At 71.2% G+C, this 20352-nt stretch carries 11 protein-coding genes; 8 read left to right on the top strand and 3 right to left on the bottom strand.

What is annotated here, in order from left to right; genetic code table 11:
• Positions 1 to 373 precede the first annotated feature (373 nt).
• Positions 374 to 1834 (top strand): GTPase HflX, encoded by a 1461-nt coding sequence (gene hflX, locus ACY5KJ_RS03425; protein WP_462202778.1) that lies wholly within the window; start codon positions 374 to 376, stop codon positions 1832 to 1834.
• A 65-nt stretch (positions 1835 to 1899) separates the two neighbouring features.
• Here the strand turns inward: hflX and lexA are convergent, their stop codons facing one another.
• Positions 1900 to 2670, bottom strand: a complete 771-nt coding sequence (lexA, locus tag ACY5KJ_RS03420) for a transcriptional repressor LexA (protein ID WP_462187339.1) — start codon at positions 2668 to 2670, stop codon at positions 1900 to 1902.
• 304 nt (positions 2671 to 2974) lie between these two features.
• Here lexA and ACY5KJ_RS03415 point away from each other — a divergent pair, with 304 nt between their 5' ends.
• From ACY5KJ_RS03415 to ACY5KJ_RS03405, 3 genes are all read left to right on the top strand, one after another.
• Positions 2975 to 3361 carry a LysM peptidoglycan-binding domain-containing protein gene (locus tag ACY5KJ_RS03415; protein ID WP_462202777.1) on the top strand — a complete coding sequence of 129 codons (387 nt, stop codon included), beginning with the start codon at positions 2975 to 2977 and terminating at the stop codon, positions 3359 to 3361.
• 337 nt (positions 3362 to 3698) lie between these two features.
• Positions 3699 to 4244 carry a transcriptional regulator NrdR gene (gene nrdR / locus ACY5KJ_RS03410; RefSeq protein WP_462202776.1) on the top strand — a complete coding sequence of 182 codons (546 nt, stop codon included), beginning with the start codon at positions 3699 to 3701 and terminating at the stop codon, positions 4242 to 4244.
• Positions 4245 to 4566: 322 nt separating this feature from the next.
• Positions 4567 to 8397 carry a vitamin B12-dependent ribonucleotide reductase gene (locus ACY5KJ_RS03405; protein ID WP_462202775.1) on the top strand — a complete coding sequence of 1277 codons (3831 nt, stop codon included), beginning with the start codon at positions 4567 to 4569 and terminating at the stop codon, positions 8395 to 8397.
• A gap of 77 nt (positions 8398 to 8474) precedes the next feature.
• Here the strand turns inward: ACY5KJ_RS03405 and ACY5KJ_RS03400 are convergent, their stop codons facing one another.
• Positions 8475 to 9812, bottom strand: coding sequence for an amylo-alpha-1,6-glucosidase (locus ACY5KJ_RS03400; protein ID WP_462202774.1), 1338 nt, complete (start codon positions 9810 to 9812; stop codon positions 8475 to 8477).
• Positions 9813 to 10390: 578 nt separating this feature from the next.
• On the opposite strand from ACY5KJ_RS03400, the gene ACY5KJ_RS03395 reads away from it, so the two are divergent.
• A complete protein-coding gene (locus ACY5KJ_RS03395; RefSeq protein ID WP_462202773.1) occupies positions 10391 to 11659 on the top strand; it encodes a sigma-70 family RNA polymerase sigma factor in 1269 nt (422 codons plus the stop codon).
• 162 nt (positions 11660 to 11821) lie between these two features.
• Here the strand turns inward: ACY5KJ_RS03395 and ACY5KJ_RS03390 are convergent, their stop codons facing one another.
• Positions 11822 to 13933: an acetoacetate--CoA ligase gene (locus tag ACY5KJ_RS03390; protein WP_462202781.1), complete on the bottom strand. Its 2112-nt coding sequence runs from the start codon at positions 13931 to 13933 to the stop codon at positions 11822 to 11824.
• Between the two features lie 150 nt (positions 13934 to 14083).
• Here ACY5KJ_RS03390 and ACY5KJ_RS03385 point away from each other — a divergent pair, with 150 nt between their 5' ends.
• The 3 genes from ACY5KJ_RS03385 to ACY5KJ_RS03375 all read left to right on the top strand — a co-directional run.
• Positions 14084 to 15364, top strand: coding sequence for an acetoin utilization protein AcuC (locus ACY5KJ_RS03385; protein ID WP_462202772.1), 1281 nt, complete (start codon positions 14084 to 14086; stop codon positions 15362 to 15364).
• A gap of 65 nt (positions 15365 to 15429) precedes the next feature.
• Positions 15430 to 18048, top strand: coding sequence for a bifunctional acetate--CoA ligase family protein/GNAT family N-acetyltransferase (locus ACY5KJ_RS03380; RefSeq protein WP_462187373.1), 2619 nt, complete (start codon positions 15430 to 15432; stop codon positions 18046 to 18048).
• A gap of 500 nt (positions 18049 to 18548) precedes the next feature.
• Positions 18549 to 20352: PAS domain-containing protein (locus tag ACY5KJ_RS03375; protein ID WP_462202771.1), on the top strand; the 1804-nt coding region annotated here is incomplete at its 3' end.

Genomic DNA, 20352 nt, shown 5'->3' with positions numbered 1-20352 from the left:
TCCGAGGGCCCGGTGCTGTCCGGACGCCGGTCCGCCGTCGTCCGCGTGGTGTCCGGGGGAGTCGGGCGGCCCGAGCTGTCCCAGATCGTCGCGGCGAGGCGGCGGGCCCGTCTCTCGTGGTACTCGTGGTACACGGCGCAGACGTTACGCCGGCGGAGCGGCAAAACGGTTCGCGATCGACGTGGTGGCGTGGGACCCTGGTTGGCGACGGGATTCGCCGGGAAACGAGGGGGGAGACGCGCCACGAGCGTGGCAGGGTCTTCCGGACCGGCGGATCCTCCTCGGGCCACCGGGTCGTGGGGCCCGGCCGGAGCAAGCGGCACGGAATGATCGCGGAATGGTGCGGTAACGGGCCGCGTTGAGAACGGATGGTATGACACTTCCTGCTGACGCCTTCGATGCGTCCACTCTCGACAGATCCCTCATCAAGCTGACTGGCGCCGATCCGTCTTACCTGCCGAACTTCTTCGACGATTCTGGGGACGGTTTCGACCTGGAGGATCGCGCCGCGTTGCGGCGGGTTCCCGGTTTCGCCACCGAGCTCGACGACGTCACCGAGGTCGAGTACCGGCAGCTGCGGCTGGAGCGTGTCGTCCTCATCGGCGTATGGACGTCGGGTTCCCTGCGGTCGGCCGAGAGCTCCATGGCGGAGCTCGCGGCGCTCGCCACGACCGCCGGTTCGGTGGTGCTCGACGCGCTCGTGCAGCGCCGCGATCGGCCGGATGCCGCGACCTACGTCGGTTCGGGCAAGGCGCGCGAGCTCGCCGAGGTCGTCGCGGCGACCGGCGCGGACACGGTGGTCTGCGATGGCGAACTCACCCCGGGTCAGCTGCGGCAGCTGGAGGAGGTCGTCAAGGTAAAGGTCATCGACCGGACGGCCCTCATCCTGGACATCTTCGCCCAGCACGCGACCTCTCGAGAGGGCAAGGCCCAGGTCGAGCTCGCGCAGTTGCAGTACATGCTGCCCCGGCTGCGTGGGTGGGGTGAGTCGATGTCGCGGGCCGCGGCCAGCGGCGGCGGCCGGGCGCCCATCGGTACCCGTGGTCCCGGTGAGACGAAGATCGAGACCGACCGTCGGCGGCTGTGGGCCAGGATGGCGCGGTTGCGCCGCGAGCTCGCCGCGATGACGACCGTGCGGGAGACCAAGCGTTCCGCCCGGCGGCGGGGCGAGGTCCCCAGCGTGGCGATCGCCGGTTACACCAACGCCGGTAAGTCGTCGCTGCTCAACCGGCTGACCGGCGCGGGTGTCCTAGTCGAGGACGCGCTGTTCGCCACCCTCGATCCGACCGTGCGGCGGGCGACCTTGCCGGACGGCCGGGCCTTCACCCTGACCGACACCGTCGGATTCGTCCGGCATCTGCCGCATCAGATTGTCGAGGCGTTCCGCTCGACGCTGGAAGAGGTCGCCGATGCCGATCTCATCCTGCACGTTGTGGACGGATCATCGCCGGATCCGGCCGCGCAGATCTCCGCCGTGCGCGAGGTTCTCAACGACATCGACGCGGGCGGTGTTCCCGAGCTGATCGTCGTCAACAAGGTGGACGCCGTGGAGCCGACGGTCGTCGCGGGGCTGCGCCAGCTCGCCCCAGACGCCGTGTTCGTCTCGGCACGCACGGGCGAGGGGCTGGCCGCGCTGGTCGACGCGCTCTGTGCCCGGGTGCCGCATCCCGACGTGGAGATGCGCGTGCTCGTGCCCTACAGCCGGGGCGACCTGGTCTCCCGGGTGCACGCGAACGGCGAGGTGCTCACGCTGGAGCACACCGAGACCGGTACCCGGCTGTCCGCCCGGGTCTCCCCGGGACTCGCGGCGGAGCTGCACGCCTACCGGGCCTGAGCCCAGGAGCGATCAAACGCGAGGCAACCCGGCCGGCCACCCGATGGGCGGCCGGCCGATCCACGTCAAACCCTGCGGAGCACAGCCACGATCCGGCCGAGGATGGTCGCATCCTCACCGGCGATGTCGGCGAAGGCCGGGTTCTCCGGATGTAGCCAGATCTTGCCGTCCCGAACCCGCAGGCGCTTGACCGTCGCCTCCCCGTCGATCATTGCGGCGACGATCTCCCCGTTGTCCGCGACCGACTGCTGGCGGACGACCACCCAGTCACCGTCGCAGATCGCCGCATTGATCATCGAGTCGCCGACGACTCGGAGCAGGAACAGAGTGCCCTCGCCGACGATCTCCCTGGGTAGCGGGAAGACGTCCTCGACCGCCTGCTCGGCCAGGATCGGGCCACCGGCGGCGATTCGGCCCAGCACCGGCACGTAGGCGGCGTCCGACTTGCTTCCTTCGGTGGTGCCCGGCGCCGCCTCACCGACGATGGGAATCGTGCCCGCCACCGTCGTCGCGCCCGCGTCCGCATTCGCGCGCCGCCGGGGGTGCTCGACGGTCAGCACCTCCATCGCTCTCGGGCGGTTCGGGTCCCGCCGCAGGTAGCCCTTCTCCTCGAGCACCTTGAGCTGGTGAGCCACACTACTGGTGCTGGTGAGGCCGACCGCCTCACCGATCTCCCGCACGCTGGGCGGATATCCGCGCCGCTCCACCGCGGCCCGGATGACCTCTAGCACCTTGCGCTGCCGGGGGGTCAGGCCCGCGTCCGCGGGGCCTTCGGGAAAGGCTCGCACGTTGCCGCGGGTTCCGCCCCGGCGCGTACCCCTGCCTTGGCTAGTCATCGCTTACCGCTCTCCTCGTCGCGTTTTTCTTCCGCCGTGCGGCCACCGGCCGGCCGGTGGCCGCACGGCGGACCGTCCCGCTCCGGAAGCCGTCACCCACCGACTCGCCGCTGTCCGTGACCGAGGGAAACCGCCCGGTTCACACCCGATCGACTCGACGGTAACCGGCGGGTCGCAGAATCTCAAACGTCTGTTCGAGCGTGTTCCTGGCGGTTTCCGGTTCCCGATGCGACAATCGACCACGCGTTCGATCGAACGAAGGTTCGATCTTTGGCGTTCGGTGTCGTCGGAACGGGAGGGTGCCATGGGATCCGCACACAGGGCGCGGGTCGTCGACCTGTCGACGGCCAGGGACCGGGCGGGTCGCCGGCCGGCGGGATACCCGCCGGGTCGCCCGCCCGCACCCCCGCCGCTCCGGCTGACCCGGCGGGGTCGGGTGGTGGTGGTATCGATTGTCGTGGCGATTGTCGTGGCGGTAGCAATCATGATCATGCCTGGGGTGTCGATCGCCGGGCCGGATGCCGCGGAGGCGCCGCGGCGCCATCTGGTCGTGCCGGGGGAGACGCTGTGGGCGGTGGCGGTGGCGCTCGACGAGAGCGCCGACACCCGGGTCGTGGTGGACCGGCTGATGCGGCTGAACCACCTGCGGTCGCCGCTGATCACCCCGGGCCAGTCGTTACTCCTTCCCTGACGCCCGGCTTCCCCGGCTTCCCGGGTCCACGAGTGTCTCGGCGCGGGGGCTCGCGCGCCGTCGTCTTTCGTCGACGTGCGGTGCCGCTGCGGTGCGGACCACACGGACCATACGGGGGTGCTGTCCCCATCTCTGGGGCCGTGCGCTACCGTGGACACAACATCTGGTGCTTATCGGGGTGTAAGTCATCCACAGGTTGTTTCACAGGTCTTCCACGGGGAGCTGGCGGTCCATCCACAAGGTGGTCCGTCCGGCGTGGATGCCGGGTCCTCAACGGTGTCCCGTCGTCCCCGGTCCGGGGCGGTCGGCTCCGGCGCGGGCGAAGGAGGCGTAGCGCGTGCGGTGCCCGTTCTGCCGGCATCCGGACAGTCGCGTCGTCGACAGTCGGGAGGCCGAGGAGGGTTCGGCGATCCGCCGCAGGCGGTCCTGCCTGTCCTGCGGTCGCCGGTTCACTACGATGGAGGAGGCGTCCCTTCAGGTTCGCAAGCGCAGCGGGGCGGCCGAGCCGTTCAGCCGGGCCAAGGTCATCGCCGGTGTCCGCAAGGCCTGCCAGAGCCGGCCGGTGCGGGATGATGATCTCGCGCTTCTGGCGCAGCGGGTAGAGGATGCCGTCCGCTCGTCGGGGTCGGCGGAGGTGCCCGCGGAGGCGATCGGCCGGGCGATCCTCGGTCCGCTCCGTGAGCTCGACGAGGTGGCTTATCTCCGCTTCGCCTCGGTGTATCTGGCCTTCGAGTCGTTGACCGACTTCGAATCCGCGATCGTCGCGTTGCGCTCCGAGGCCGCCGGACCTCCCACCATGCGGGATGGACCAGCTCGACCGGTCCCGCGCGGCGCCGTCGATGCCTCGCCGGTGACCGGCACCCAGCAGGTGCATAGCAGGTAGGGCCGGGACCACTCGGCCGGAAGCGTCCTACATCGCCCTGGTTCGCCGTGCCGGCCCGGTCCCGCCGGCGACGGGTGACATCCCGCGTCGCGGCCGTGCGAGGACCGCGGACCTCCCGGACGGCACACCTGCGGCCCGGCTCGACCTGGCTGGTGCCGTTCGTCATGCGTGTTCGCCGTGCGCGTGCTCGTCCCCGCGGGCACCGCCGTGCGCGGAGGCCCGGCCCCGCACCGTCCCGACGTCCGCTGGCGGCGGCCCGGGGCGGGGATGCCCACAACACATTGTTGAAGGTTGAAGCTGACGAGTGAAGACGAGGAGCGTCATGACCGACAGCCGCGGCACGAAGCCGAGCAGGTCAGCGGCGAAAGCGAGTGGGTTGAAGATCCAGCGGTCACGCACCACCGCCGGCGTCCACCCGTACGACGAGGTCACCTGGGAGTCCCGGGACGTCGTCATGACCAACTGGCGGGACGGCTCGGTCAACTTCGAGCAGCGGGGAGTGGAGTTCCCGCAGTTCTGGTCGGTGAACGCCTCCAACATTGTTACCAGCAAGTACTTCCGCGGGGCGCCCGGCACGCCGGGCCGGGAGTGGTCGCTGCGGCAGTTGATCGACCGGGTCGTGCACGCCTACGGCGCGGCTGGCCGCGAGCACGGCTACTTCGCCTCGGGCACCGACGCCGAGATCTTCGAGCACGAACTGGCCTGGATGCTGCTCCACCAGGTCTTCAGCTTCAACTCGCCGGTCTGGTTCAACGTGGGAACCCCCGCGCCGCAGCAGGTCTCGGCGTGCCAGCCCTATGACGCCCTCGTCAGCACGCCGTCCGGTCTGGTTCCCATCGGCGCCCTGGTGGAGGCGGACGCGGTGGGGACGAAGGTCTTCGACGCGCACGGTCTGACCCAGGTGATCGCGACCAAGTCCAACGGCGTCAAGGACGTCCTGCGGATCTGGACGAAGGCCGGTCACGCGCTCGACGTCACCGCCGATCATCTGGTGTGGCGGAGCACCTCCGCGGGTGCCGGGGCCTTCGTTCCCGCCGGCACGCTGCGGGCCGGGGACACCCTCGAGTGGCATCTCACCATCGCCCCTGGCGAGGGTGAGATCACCTCACGGGAGATCGCCGAGGCGGCGCTCGCGGGCCGGCTGCAGGCGGACGGTTTTGTTGGTCGGTACGCCGGTACGAACGCCTCGCTGACCATCGAGGCGATGACTGTGCCGACCCGGCTGTATGACGCTCCGCTGCCCGTTGTCGCGGCCTATCTGCGCAGCCTGTTCCAGGCCGATGGCTACGTGTCCCGCCGGGATCGCTCGACGCTGATCGGGCTGGACATGATCAGCGAGGGCCTCATTCGCGGGGTGCAGGGCCTGCTCGCCCGGTTCGGCATCTTCGCGCGGGTACGCCGCGAGGCGGATCCGCGACCCGACCGCCACGACCTCTGGAGCCTGGGCATTCAGAACGCCGGTGACCGGCGGACATTCGCGGACGAGATCGGCTTCCTCGACCCGGTGAAGGCCGCGAAGCTGGAGGCGTCGTTCGATCAGCCCGGCCGGGCCGCGGAGCCGGTGAAGCGGTTGCAGATCGAGCGCATTGAGCCGCGCGGGCCGATGCCGGTCTACGACATCCAGACCGACAGCGGCGAGTACCTCTCCGCCGGCCTACGTGTGCACAACTGCTTCATCCTCTCCGTGGACGACACCATGGAGTCGATCCTGAACTGGTACCGGGAAGAGGGGCTGATCTTCAAGGGGGGTTCCGGGGCCGGGCTCAACCTGTCCCGCATCCGGTCCTCGAAGGAGCTGCTGTCCTCCGGGGGCACCGCGTCCGGGCCGGTGAGCTTCATGCGCGGCGCCGACGCCTCGGCGGGTACGATCAAATCGGGTGGCGCGACCCGGCGGGCGGCGAAGATGGTCGTGCTCGACGTCGATCATCCCGACATCGTCGAGTTCGTGGAGACGAAGGCCTGGGAAGAAGACAAGATTCGGGCGTTGCGGGACGCGGGCTTCGACATGGATCTCGGCGGGCGCGACATCGCCTCCGTGCAGTACCAGAACGCCAACAACTCCGTCCGGGTAACCGACGAGTTCATGCGGGCGGTCGTCGACGGCGGCGGCTTCGACCTGCGGGCCCGCCTCGACGGCCGCGTCCTGGAGACGGTGGACGCCCGCGGGCTGTTCCACACGATCGCCGAGGCCGCGTGGGCCTGCGCCGATCCCGGCATCCAGTACGACGGAACGATCAACGACTGGCATACCTGCCCCGAGAGCGGCCGGATCAGCGCCTCCAACCCGTGCAGCGAGTACGTGCACCTGGACAACTCCAGCTGCAACCTGGCCTCGCTGAACCTGCTGAAGTTCCTGCGCCCGGACCGCAGCTTCGACGCCGAGGCGTTCGTTGCGGCGGTCGAGCTGATCATCACCGCGATGGACATCTCGATCTGCTTCGCCGACTTCCCGACGCCGGAGATCACCAGGGTCAGCCGGGCCTACCGACAGCTCGGCATCGGCTACGCCAACCTCGGTGCCCTGCTGATGGCCAGCGCCCGGGCCTACGACTCGGACGGCGGCCGGGCGCTGGCCGCATCGATCACCTCGCTGATGACGGCCACCGCCTACCGGCGCTCCGCCGAGCTCGCCGGGATCGTCGGCGCCTACGACGGCTTCGCCCGCAACGCGGGCGCGCACCGGCGGGTGGTGCGCAAGCATGCCGCCGCGAACGACGCGGTGCGTAGCGTGCACGCCGAGGACTCCCGGGTCCTCGCCGCCGCGTCCCGGGAATGGGCCCGGGCGCAGACCGTCGGTGAGAAGCACGGATGGCGCAACGCGCAGGCCAGCCTGCTCGCCCCGACGGGCACGATCGGTCTGGCGATGGACTGCGACACCACCGGCATCGAGCCGGACCTCGCCCTGGTGAAGATGAAGAAGCTGGTCGGCGGCGCCAGCATGAAGATCGTGAACCAGACGGTCCCGGCGGCCCTGCAGGCGCTTGGTTACCCCGAGGAGACCATCGAGGCGATCGTCGAGTACATCGCCGAGCACGGGCACGTCATCGACGCTCCCGGCCTGCGTCCAGAGCACTACGAGGTGTTCGACTGCGCCATCGGGGACCGCGCGATCTCCCCGATGGGCCATGTCCGCATGATGGCCGCGGTACAGCCGTTCCTCTCCGGCGCGATCTCGAAGACGGTGAACATGCCCTCGACCGCCACGGTCGCCGACGTCGAGCAGATCTACCTGGAAGGGTGGCGGCTGGGTCTGAAGGCCCTCGCCATCTACCGGGACAACTGCAAGGTCGGCCAGCCGCTGACCGACGTCAAGGGGGCGAAGCAGGCCGCCGAGCTGGCCGCCACCCCAGCTGGCACGGGAGACGGGGCCGGGACCGCCGGCTCCGCCGGGCCCGCCCCGGTGGAGGTCGAGTACCGGCCGGTGCGCCGCCGGCTGCCGAAGACCCGCCCGTCGCGGACGGTGTCCTTCTCCGTCGGGGGGGCCGAGGGTTATCTGACCGCCGGCTCCTACCCGGACGACGGCCTCGGTGAGGTCTTCATCAAGATGTCGAAGCAGGGGTCCACCCTGGCGGGCGTGATGGACGCGTTCGCGATCGCCATCTCGATCGGCCTGCAGTACGGCGTGCCGCTGGAGGCGTACGTCAGCAAGTTCATCAACATGCGGTTCGAGCCGGCCGGGATGACCGACGACCCGGACGTGCGGATCGCCCAGTCGATCATGGATTATCTGTTCCGTCGCCTCGCGCTCGACTATCTCGACGCCGATCAGCGGGCCGAACTCGGCATCTCGACCGCGGCCGACCGGGCCCGTCGGGTCGCGGGTCAGTACGGTCCCGCGCCGGCCGTGGCGGCCGTCGCGGGACCGGCGCAGCCCGCCGGGATCGACGACCCGGCCGGATCCCAGGGGGCCGCGGTGACCGGATCCTCGGCTTCCGTCGCCGATCGGGGTGACCCGGGTGTCCCGCCCGGTCCGGCGGTGGGGAACGGCCCGGCGTACGTGGCACGGGAGTTGCGGCTGGCACCGCCCGGTGAGTCGCTCGTCGCGCAGACCGTGGTCGATGCTCCGCTCTGCTTCACCTGCGGGGTGACCATGCGGCCAGCCGGTAGCTGCTACGTCTGCGAGCAGTGCGGTTCGACCAGCGGCTGCAGCTAGGCGTCGCAGCGGCCGGTCCGACCGGGTGCCCGGTCCGCACCGGGTGCCCGGTCCGAGACAGTGCTCGGTGGCGTGGCTCAGTGCTCGGCGGCGAGGAGGTCGACCAGGAGCGCCGCGGTCCAGGAGAACCGGTTGCTGCCCGCGCCGGAACCGTCGAGGGGTGAGTAGTACTCGAACATCGCCCCGGACGAGGCGATCATGTCGATCGTGTTCTGGCGCAGGTTCTCCGCGGCGTCGAGCCGGCCGTAACGCTCCAGCCCGTCGGCGATCAGCCAGTTCATGTTGACCCAGACGGGACCCTGCCAGTAACACCGGGGAAGGAAGCCCGGGTCGTCGAGCGGCACGCTCGCGATGCCGAACCGAGACCAGTAGCGCGGTGAGGTGAGCGTCTTGACCATCTCGTCGACCCGGTCCTCGGGCACGACCCCGGCATAGAGCGGCAGGAACCCCGAGATCGTCTCGTGGCGCAGCAGCGTTCCCGTCCGGAAGTCGCGGCTGTAGTAAGTGCCGTCGGTGTGGAGCCGCTCGATCGCCTCGCGCGTCCTGTGCATGGACCGCCGCAACCGGGCGGGGATGGTCTGGCCGATCTCGGCGGCGATGGCGGTGAGGTGCTCGTTGGCCCGGATGAGGATCGCGTTGAAGGCGACGTCCTGGACGAGGGGGACGATGGTCCGGCGGATCTCGCGGAAGTTGTAGTGCGCCCGCCGCAGCTCACGCACGATCCGGTAGAGCGTGAACAGGTCTCCCGAGGTGAGCCGTTCGTCGGGGGGGACCTCCTTGGAATCGCGCCGCAGCGCGTCCATGGCGTCGCCGCCGTTGATCCGGCGCAGTGCCCGCACCCCCAGCGGAGCCGCCGGCCTGGTGATCTCCATCCAGGCCGGCGTGTTGTCCATCCCCGACTCCCAGGAGTGGACCAGTGTGACGAGACCGTCGTCGTCGGGGTCGCGTTCGAGGTAGAGCCACGTATGGAAGCGCAGCAGGCCGGGGAGCAACGCGCGGTAGAAGGCGTCGCGGGCGGATGGCGTCATCATGGCGGCGATCCGGACGGCGGCTTCGGCGATCATCGGCGGCTGGGTGACCCCCGTGCTCTGCACTCCGCCGGCGGTTGTGGTCACCCGGTCGCAGCGCCAGCGCTGCGGACCGGCGTGATAGAAGTCCGAGGTCCCCGCGAAGATCACGTGGGGGATCATGCCGTTCGGCCACTGGCCTCGCAGCAGCGAGAGGACCTCCTTGGCGGCCCGTCCCGGGTCGAGATGGCGCAGTCCGATCGCGATGAAGCAGCTGTCCCAGAGCCACTGGTGCGGGTAGAGCGTCGGGGAGGGCCGGGTGATGTCGCCGAGGTCGTTGTCTCGTAGCACGTCGATCGCGGTTTCCCGTAGTGCCGCCAGGTCTGCGGGAAGGCTGGGGACGGGCATCGTGTGAGAGTAGCGGTTACACGCTGTGCACAGAGGCAGGGCCCGTCGGGTGTGGCCCGCCTAACGGAATCGCCGTTCTCGAGTGCCTCGGCGTGGGGGCGGCACCGGGGCGGCACCGGGGCGGCGTCGGCGGCGCCCGCGTCGGCCCGCCGGTCGTTCCGTCTCGGTGGAGAGCCCGGGGCCGGGTCGCGGGTGTCGGCTTGCCGACTACCGTTACGGGTTAGCACCGACCGGTGATCGTCGGAAAATATGGCACGGATGGCAGAACACAAAAAACTTCTACGATGAGTAATGTACCTGTTACTTATAGTTGCCACTGGCCTGATCCGCAGGGTGCGCGGCCACTGGAGAAGCTCAGGAGAGTTCGCGGTTCGCGCCACAGGGCGGAATCTGCCAGGTAATCTTCGCGGCAGCGAGTGCAGCGTCTCGAGGGCTAGGGTCTACACTGCTTGGTAGGCCCGGTGATCGCTGATGTCCGGGTGTGCCTGCACGGGGAATGGTTCCGCGTCTTCGTTCGTTACCTCCCACGTGCACAGAACGAGACGACCCACCCGCACCGACCATCGGATTTGCCACTGATGACGCTGCCTGCTCTGGAATTTGCCGAGCGCACCGATGACAACCGCCCGCGCAGCCCGCGGCGCGCCCGTCGGGCCGCTCCTCCTGTCCGCACCGCTCCCAGCCGTTCGTTGGCCGCTGTTCCCGACGATACCGACGAGCTCGACGCGGGCGCGGTGGCCGAGGTCATCGCCCGTGGTCGCGAGGCCGGCGAGATCAGCCGCTCCGAGCTGCGTGACGCGCTCGAGTCCGCGGACCTCGGTATCGAACTGTTGCCCGTTCTCATCGCGCGCATCAACGCCGCTGGCGTCGAACTCCTCGACGAGGAGGATGCGAGCGATGACGCCACCGCCGCCAGCCGGTCCACCGCCGAACACGCGGGTACCGCCGACCTCGTACGCATGTACCTGCGCGAGATCGGCAAGGTGCCGCTGCTCAACGCCGCCCAGGAGGTCGAACTCTCCAAGCGGGTCGAGGCGGGCCTGTTCGCCGAGTACAAGCTCGAGAGCGTCCCCGACCTGCCCGCCGACCTTTGTCGTGACCTCGGTCTGCTCGTCAAGGACGGCCATGCCGCCAAGCAGCAGCTCGTCTCGGCGAACCTGCGGCTGGTGGTCTCCGTCGCCAAGAAGTACAGCGGTCGCGGGATGACCTTGCTGGACCTGGTCCAGGAGGGCAACCTCGGCCTTATCCGCGCGGTGGAGAAGTTCGACTACGCCAAGGGCTACAAGTTCTCGACCTATGCAACCTGGTGGATCCGCCAGGCTATCGGCCGGGCGCTCGCCGACCAGGCGCGGACGATCCGCATCCCGGTCCACGTGGTCGAGCAGATCAACAAGATTACCCGGTTGCAGCGCCAGCTCGTCTCCACGCTCGGCCGTGAGCCGACCGACGAGGAGCTCGCCCGCGAGCTGGACATGCCGATCGAGCAGGTGGTGGAGCTGCGCCGGTATGCGCAGGACACCGTCAGCCTGGAGACCTCGGTCGGCGACGACGGCGACTCCGTGCTCGGCGACTTCATCGAGGACTCCGACGCGACCTCCCCGGCGGACGCCGCCTCCTACGGCGCCATGCAGGACGAGATCGATAACGTCCTCGGTGGCCTGAGCCCGCGGGAGCGCGAGGTGATGCGGCTGCGCTTCGGTCTCGCCGACGGCAAGCAGCACACCCTCGCCGAGGTGGGCAACCGGCTCGGCCTGACCCGTGAGCGCATCCGTCAGATCGAGCGGGACACGCTTCGGGAGCTGCGCAAGCCCGCCGTCGCCGGTCGGCTGCGCGAGTTCCTCGACTGATCGATCGGGCGAACGCACCTCCGGTCGGGTCTGCGGGGCACGTGCACAGGTGCACGGGGGTGGAAGACAGGAGTACCGCGATCATGGCGGTCACGTCATGATCGCGTGATCGATGAAAGCCGGATCTTCGTTTTTGCCGGGCGAAGATCCGGCTTTGCCGTATCAGGCTCCGGGTTCGGCCTCGGGTTCGGCCTCCCCGCCGGATCCGGTGCCGGGTTCCAGCGTGGTTCCCGTCCTCGGCTCCGGCTCCGGCGCCGACCGCCGGGACCGGGCCGAGGCGGCGGCGAAGGGCAGCAGGGCATCGGGGTTGGCGACCGAGTCGAGGCTCACGGCTTCGTCCAGGGCGGTTCCGGCGAGCAGGCGCTTCACCGGTACCTCGAGCTTCTTGCCGGTGTGGGTCCGAGGGATCTCGGTGATCTCGATGATCCGGTCGGGGACGTGGCGTGGGCTGAGTTCGGCGCGCAGAACCTCGCGCAGCCGGGCGGCCACCGCATCGGTCAGGCCGGGCTCGGTGAGGACGACGAAGAGGAGCAGCTCGCCGTGCCCGCGCTCGTCCGCGGTGTCGACCGCGAGGCTGTCTGCGATCCCGGGGGCCCGCTCGACCACGCTGTAGAGCTCGTTGGTGCCGATCCGGACGCCGCCGCGGTTCAACGTCGCGTCCGAACGTCCCTGGATGACGACGGCACCGGTAGGCGTGATCCTCGCCCAGTCCCCGTGGCGCCAGACGCCGGGGTAGACGGAGAAGTAGCTCTCCCGCAGCCGGCCGCCGTCCGGGTCGGCCCAGAAGCACAGCGGCATGGACGGCATCGGCGCGGTCACGACGAGCTCACCGACCTCGTCAACGACCTCCTTGCCGGCCTCGTCGAAGACGCGCACCGCGCAGCCCAGCGCGCGCGATCCGATCTCCCCGGCCCGCACCGGCATCGTCGGCAGGCCTGCCACCAGCGCCGTGCAGACGTCGGTGCCACCGCTGATCGACGACAGCATCACGGTCGGGCTCACCGCTTCGTACACCCAGGCATAGCCGGCTGCGGACAGTGGCGATTCGGTCGATCCGACGGTGCGCAGCCTGGACAGATCGGCGAACTCGCGCGGGACCAGCCCGGCGTCCTCGCAGGCCTGCAGGTAGTCCGCGGACGTGCCCAGGCACGTGAGCTCCAGGGCCTCCGCCAGACCGAACAGGGTGCCGAGCGCCGGGTAGCCGGGCGCTCCGTCGTAGAGCACGACGGTCGCGCCGACGAGCAAACCGGAGAGCAGGTAGTTCCACATCATCCAGCCGGTCGTGGTGAACCAGCAGAACCGGTCGTCCGGACCGAGATCGAGGTGCAACGCCAGCGACTTCAGGTGCTCCAGCAGGATGCCGCCGTGGCCGTGCACGATCGCTTTGGGGGGGCCGGTCGTGCCGGACGAGTAGAGGATCCACAGCGGCGCGTCAAAGGCGACCCGGGTGAACTCGGGCTCGGAGGTCTCCGAAGCCATCAGCTCGTCCCAGGTGAGCAGTCCCGGTAGCCCCGCGGCCCGGGCCCGGGAGAGCGCGTCCGGCCACAGGTACGGCACGATCACGCTTGCCCCGAGTCCCGGCAGGTCGCCCGCGAGCGCGGCGAGGGCGGCGAGGGTGTCGTAGCTCTTCCCGCGGTAGCTGTAGCCGTCAACGCCGATCAGGACCTTCGGGTCGATCTGGCCGAACCGCGCGCGCAGGGCCGTCGGGCCGAGCTCCGGCGAGCATGACGACCACACCGCGCCGATGCTGGCGGCGGCCAGCATCCCCACCATCGCGTAGACGGTGTTGGGCAGCACGGCGCAGACCCGATCACCCTCGGCGACACCCAAGCTCCGCAGTCCCGCCGCCGCCTTCGCCACCTGCCGGCGCAGCTCGTCCCAGGACACCACTGCCGTGGCACCGTCCTCGCGTACGGCGATGACGGCCGGAGCTGGCCCGCTCCGGGTGAGCGCGTTCTCCGCGTAGTTTACCCGGGCACCGGGAAACCAGACCGCGCCGGGCATCGCCGCGTCGGCGAGCGCCGGACCGGTGCCGCGGTCCCCCTCGACCGCGCAGAAATCCCAGATCGACTCCCAGAACGCGTCCAGGTCGGTAACCGACCACTCCCACAGGCGCGTGTCGTCGGCGAGCTCAACCCCCCGCTCGGCGGCGAGCCAGGCGCGGTAGTTGGTCACCGCGGCCTGGCTGATCCGACGGGGAGGCGGTTCCCACAGCGGCGTGCCGGCAGCCACCGGCCCACCACCACGGCCGGCCGGCTGCCGCCCGTCCTCCATCGCCGTATGGTCCGGTGTCACTCGGTCTGCTGCCACGGGCACTGACCCTAGGCCATTCCGGGCAGATCTACGTGCCTCATCGACGGCCCTGGATCCTCGTCACCGACACCACCGCTACCTCCGGGAGCGTGATCGGGCTACGGTCGACAGATGAGTGTCCCGGGCGATTCCGAGCGGCGGGCCGACGGTCGCCCGTCGGCCGAGCCGCTGGCCGAGCCGACGGTCGTGACCTGGGATCCGGCCATGGCCGGCTACGACTTCGGGCCGGCGCATCCGCTGCATCCCGTGCGGCTCGAGCTCACCATGGACCTCGCTATGAGTCTCGGCGTTCTCGACGCACCGGGCATCCGGATCTCCAGGCCGACCCTCGCCTCCGACGACCTCATCGGCCTGATCCACGATCCGGTCTACCTGAGCGCGGTCCGTGCCGCGCCCGACCCGGCGCAGGCAAGGTTCGCGGCCCTGTTCGGCCTGGGCACAGCCGACAACCCCATCTTCGAACGGATGCACGAGGCCGCCGCGCTCATCACCGGTGGCACGATCGAGGCGGCACGGGCGGTGTGGAGCGGGCCGCCGCGGCACGCCGTGTCGATCGCCGGGGGGCTGCATCACGCGATGCCGGGAATGGCGAGCGGATTCTGCATCTACAACGACCAGGCGATTGCGATCGCCTGGTTGCTCTCCGCCGGAGCCACCAGAGTGGCGTACGTCGACGTGGACGTGCATCACGGCGACGGCGTGCAGACGGCGTTCTACGACGATCCGCGGGTGCTCACCATCTCCCTGCACCAGACGGGGAGCACCCTCTTCCCGGGCACCGGATTCCCGACCGAGGTGGGTGCTCCCGCCGCGGAGGGCACCGCGGTGAACGTGGCGTTGTCCCCCGCCACCGGCGATGCCGGCTGGCTGCGCGCCTTCTCCGGGGTGGTGCCGGTGCTCCTGCGGTCCTTCCGGCCGCAGGTGCTGGTGACCCAGCACGGCTGCGACACGCACGCCTTCGACCCGCTGGCCGATCTGGCGCTGTCGGTGGACGGCCAACGGGCCTCCTACGACCTGCTGCACGCGCTGGCCCACGAGGTCTGCGACGGGCGCTGGCTGGCCTGCGGCGGTGGCGGGTACGCGCTGGACACGGTCGTGCCGCGGGCCTGGACGCAGCTGCTGGCGATCGCCGGCCACGTGCCCCTGGATGCCGGCTGCGCCCTGCCGGAGGACTGGCGGTCCGCGGCGCCGGGACGGGTGCGGGCGGCGACCGGGCAGAAGTCCCTCGGCGCCGCCGCCATGCCCCGGGCGCTCGGGGACGGGGTGAGTGTCCGGTACCGTCCCTGGGACGCGGGCGAGGGAGACCCCGACGATCCGTTGGACCGGACGGTGGCGGCGACCCGGCGTCAGGTGCTGCCGTTGCACGGCCTCGACCCCACCGTCGACCGTTGAGCACGGCGTAAGAGCTGAGCACGGAGTAAGAGCTGAGCACTGCGTGAGAACCGGGTGAGCGCCGCGTGAGCACCGAGCCTCCGGTCGTCTATCCGGCCGAGTGGGAGGCCGACGTCATCCTCAGTGACGGCGGCACCGCCCACATCCGCCCGATCCTGCCGACGGACGGCCCGCTGCTGCGGACCTTCTGGACCCGGCTGTCGACCCAGTCGATCTACTTCCGGTTCTTCGCCGTGCGCCGTGCCCTGAGTGACGCCGACATCCACCGGATGACGACCGTCGACCAGCGGCTGCGCGGCGCCATCGTCGCAATGATCGGCGACGACCTGGTCGCGGTCTCCCACTGGGAGAGCACCGCCGCACGGCCGATCGAGGCGGAGGTCGCCTTCCTGGTGGAGGACGCCCAGCAGGGACGAGGGCTGGGTTCGGTGCTGCTGGAGCATCTTGCCGCCGCGGCCTGGGACCGCGGGATCCGCCGCTTCGACGCCGACGTGCTCGGGGAGAACCAGCAGATGATTCGGGTCTTTCTCGATGCCGGTTACACGGTCTCGAGGACCTGGGACTCGGGCGCGGTCCGGCTGTCCTTCGAGATCACCCCCACCCAGAAGTCGGTCGGGGTGATGCGGGCCCGGGAGCACCATGCCGAGGCCGCCTCGATCGGTCGGCTGCTGCATCCGCGCGCGATCGCCGTCATCGGTGCGGGGCGGTCCGCCGGGTCCGTGGGCAACGCGGTCCTGCGTCACCTGCTCGCCGGCGGCTTCGACGGCCCCGTCTACCCGGTAAACCCGGCCGCGGCCGCAGCCGGCGGCGCGGTGGCGTCGATCCAGGCCTACGCCGGCATCGAGGACGTGCCGCGTCCGGTCGACCTGGCCGTGGTGTGCGTGCCGCCCGCGCAGGTGCCTGACGTCGTCACCGCCTGTGGGCGGGCCGGGGTCTGGGGACTGGTCGTCCTCACCGACCAGCGCGACGCCGCCGCAGACGCGGCCCTGGTGGCCGAGGCCCGGGCGGATGGCCTGCGGGTGGTCGGCCCGGCGAGCATGGGCATCCAGAATCCGGCGGCGGGGTTGAACGCCTCGATGGTGCCCCGGATGCCCCCGGCCGGCCGCATCGGCTGCTACTCCCAGTCGGGTCCGTTCGGCGGGGCCATCCTGGCGGCGGCGGCCGCGCGCGAGGTCGGTCTGTCGGTCTTCGTCTCCGCCGGGGACCGGGCCGACGTGAGCGGTAACGACCTGCTCCAGTACTGGGAGGAGGACCCCGGGACCGACGCGATGATTATGCATCTGGAGACCTTCGGTAATCTCCGCAAGTTCGCCCGGCTGGCCCGGCGGGTGGGTCGGCGTAAACCGGTGATCGTCGTGTACTCCGGCCGTTCGACCCTTGACGACGCGCTTCTGCGGCAGGCCGGGGTGATCGGCGTCGACCGGGTCTCCCAGGCGTTCGACGTCGCGCTGCTGCTCACCACGCAGCCGCTGCCTGCGGGCGGTCGGGTCGCCGTCGTCGGCGACTCCCGGGCCCTGGTCCGGCTGACGGCCCGTGCCGCCGACGCGGCCGGGCTCAGGGTCGAGGAGGTGCTCCTCCCGGTTGGCAGCTCCCCCGGGGACCTCACCCGGGCGTTGACCTCCGCGGCGGACCGGGCGGATGCGCTGATCGCCACGCTGGTCCGGCTGCCGCCGTCCCCGGCCGGGCCGATCGCGGCGGCCGCCGCCGCGGCCGCCGCGACCATCAAGATCCCGGTTCTCGCCGCCGTGCAGGGGGGCGAGATGCCCGGCGAGCTCGCCGGCATTCCGGCCTATTCGTCGCCGGAGGCGGCCGTCGCCGCGCTGCGCCGGGTGGTGGGCTACGCCCAGTGGCGGGCACGCCCGATCGGCACCGTGCCGACGACGGCGGTGCGGGCAGACGAGGCGCGTTCGCTCGTCGCCGGACTCACCGGTCGCCTTCCGGAGGATCAGGCCGCCGCCCTGATGGACTGCTACGGCGTCACGGTGGAGCCGGCCGTCCTGGTGACGTCCCCGCGCCGGGCCGTCGAGGCGGCGGGCCAGCGCGGCTATCCGGTGGCGCTCAAGGCGCGGTCGCGACCCTACCGGCATTGTCCGGACCTGCGCGGTCAGCGTCTCGACCTGCCCGACGCGGCAGCCGTGCGGGCGGCATGGGCGTCGCTGCGCTCCCAGCTCGGGGTGGAGGTGCCGATTGTCGTCCAGCGGATGGCGCCGGTCGGCGTGCCGGTGGTCGTCGGTTCCGAGGAGCATCCCCGGTACGGTCCCCTGGTCTCGTTCGGCCTCGCGGGCCCCGCGACCGAGCTGCTGGGGGACCGCGCACACCACATCCTTCCCCTTACCGACGTCGACGCGGCGCGCCTCGTGCGTTCGGTGCGGGCGGCGCCGCTGCTGCTGGGATACCTCGGCTCGACGCCGGTCGACATCGCCGCGCTGGAGGACCTGGTCCTCAGGATCGCCCGGCTCGCCGACGACGTGCCGGAGGTGGTTCATCTCACGTTGGATCCAGTGATCGTGTCGACCGGGCGGGTGACCGTGCTGTCCGTGGAGATCGTCGCTGGGCCGTCGGCGCCCCGCGCGGACGTCGGACCTCGGCGGTTCTGGACACCGAACCGCCCGACTCCGGACGGGGCGACTACCCGGGGCGGTTCAGCACAACATGCGCACGCCGTCCACAATCGTCTCCCATGACGTCGCCGCACTCCGCGCAGCCGCCCGTCTGGCCCGCTTCCGGCGCATTCCCGATGCTCTCCCCTGATTCTGCGGGAGCTGTCGGGACGCCTGGTACCCCCGTAGAGGGGATGCCTGGGCAGGCGTCTCTCGTGCCGATGTACCGGCCGGCGAACGTCGGGCTGTCGGAGGCGCTGCCGGTGGATCTGGGGCCGGTGGGCGCGGGGCCCGCGGGTGCGCGCTTCTCCGTGAGCCCCCCGGGATCCGCCTCCCGGCCATCGGGCGTTGTTCCGTCCGGCCAGGGGGATGTCTCCCCGGGACCGACTCCGGTCACCCGGTCCCAAGGGGGACCGCCGGCCGGCCCACACACCAGCCCTGGCCCACACGCCAACCCCGGCCCACGCGCGCATCCCGGCCCGAACCAGGTCCCCGGCCCTAAGCACGCTCCCGGCCCGGATACCGGCCCCCGTCAGGACCGGGGAGCCGGCTCCGAGCTACCCGAGCTACCCGAGGGCTGGCCCATGGTCGCCCGGCCGGCCGCTCCGGCCGTGACCGCCGAGCCGGTCATACGGGATGTCATCGACGGCACCGAGCCGCGCCGCACGCCGGATACGCCAGGGATGCGCCGGTCCGATCCGGCGGGGCTGCCGGGACCGGGCCGGGCCGGTTTTCCCCCGCCCGGACACGCCCCGGGAACCGACCCCGTGGCCACGTTCGTGATGCTAGACGCGCTGTTCGCGTGGGCCCCGGCCGGTCTCGCCCTGCTCGACCCGGCCGGGCGGTTCCTGCGGGTGAACGACACACTCGCCCGGTTCGACCGCCGGCCGGTCCACGAGCACCTCGGCCGTACCGTCTCCGAGCTCCTCGGCGACACCGGCCAGGAACTCGACGCTCTGCTGGCACGGGTGCTGCGCACCGGCGAGCCGGTGGTGGACCTGGAGGTCGTGGTCGCCACCGATGGTTCCGGACCGCCGCAGACGTGGCTCGCCAGCTGGTATCCGGTGAACGACCCTCAGGTCGGGCTGGTGGGCGTGGCGTTCGTCGCGATCGACGCCAGCGGGACGCGGGCGGTCGAGAGGGAGCGGGCGCGGGCCGAGGCACGCTACCTCGGTCTCGTGGACGCCGCCGCGATGGACGTGTTCCATGCCGAAGGCGACGGGGCACTCGATGCCGATCTGCCCCGTCTGCGGGCCTTCACCGGGCGGCATCCGGCGGAGCTGGCCGGGTTCGGCTGGCTCGGCGTGGTCCATCCCGACGACCGGGAGCGGGTCGGGCGCGCCTGGCGCGGGGCGATCGAGCACGGTGAGACCTTCGAGGCCGAGTTCCGGATCTCCGGTGGCGGAGGCGACCGCACCGCCGTGCGGGTGGTCGAGGCCCGCATCGTTCCCATGCCGGCGGCCGGCCGGCCGAACAGCCGGCCCGGCGAGTGGCTCGGGGTGATCCGCGATCTCACCGAGGTACGCGCCGCCGAGGCTGACCGGGCCACGGCCGACCAGCGGGCCCGGATCGCGACGGAACGGGCCGAACAGACCGCGACGTTGGCCGTGGCGCTCGCCCGGACCCTGACCGTGGACGACGTCGTCGCCACCGTCCTCGACGTCGGGGGACGGATGGCCGGGGCCGCCAGCCGGGGCGTCGCGCTCGTGGACGAGGCGCACGACCAGCTACTCTTCCACGCCCCGCCGGGTCCCGCCGACGGCCTCGCCCGATGGTCGGAGGTGGCGCTGGGCGCGGTACATCCGCTGGCGGAGGTCATGCGGGGCGGTCGTGCACTGTTTCTCGTCGACCGCGACGAGCTGCTCGCCCGCTGGCCGGTGCCGGAGGTCGCCGACGTCGCCGCCGCGGCGGGTGAGCACGCCTGGGCGATGCTGCCGCTGGCCGTCGGGGGCGGCGCACCCTTCGGCGTGGTGACCTTCGGGTTCCGCCAGGCGCGGGAGTTCACCGCCGCTGATCAGGCATCCCTCGTCGCGATCGCCGACGCCTGCGCGCAGGCCCTGGAACGGGCCACCGGCTACGAACAGCTCGCCGCCGACGCCGCGCGCGGTCATCGGACCCTGGCGGCGACGCGCGAGGCGCAGGCCGCCCTGGCACTCGCCGATCGACGCTTTCGGCTGCTGGAGCGAGCCACCGGGATCGTGGCCGCGGCCGTCGAGCCTCCCGTCGCCCTGCGCTCCCTGGCCGAGCTGATCGTCGCGGAGGTCGCCGACCTGTGTGTCGTCCAGCTTGTCACCGGCACGCCCGCTCCCGTCCCGGCGTCCTGGAGCGGTGCCGCGGTGCCCGTCCGGGACGGGGCTGACGCCGGGGACGGGGCTGACGCCGGGGACG

Source organism: Frankia sp. CcWB3, assembly GCF_977927595.1.
The sequence above is the reverse complement of the archived record's forward strand: the minus strand, read 5'-3'. Positions and strand labels throughout refer to the sequence as shown.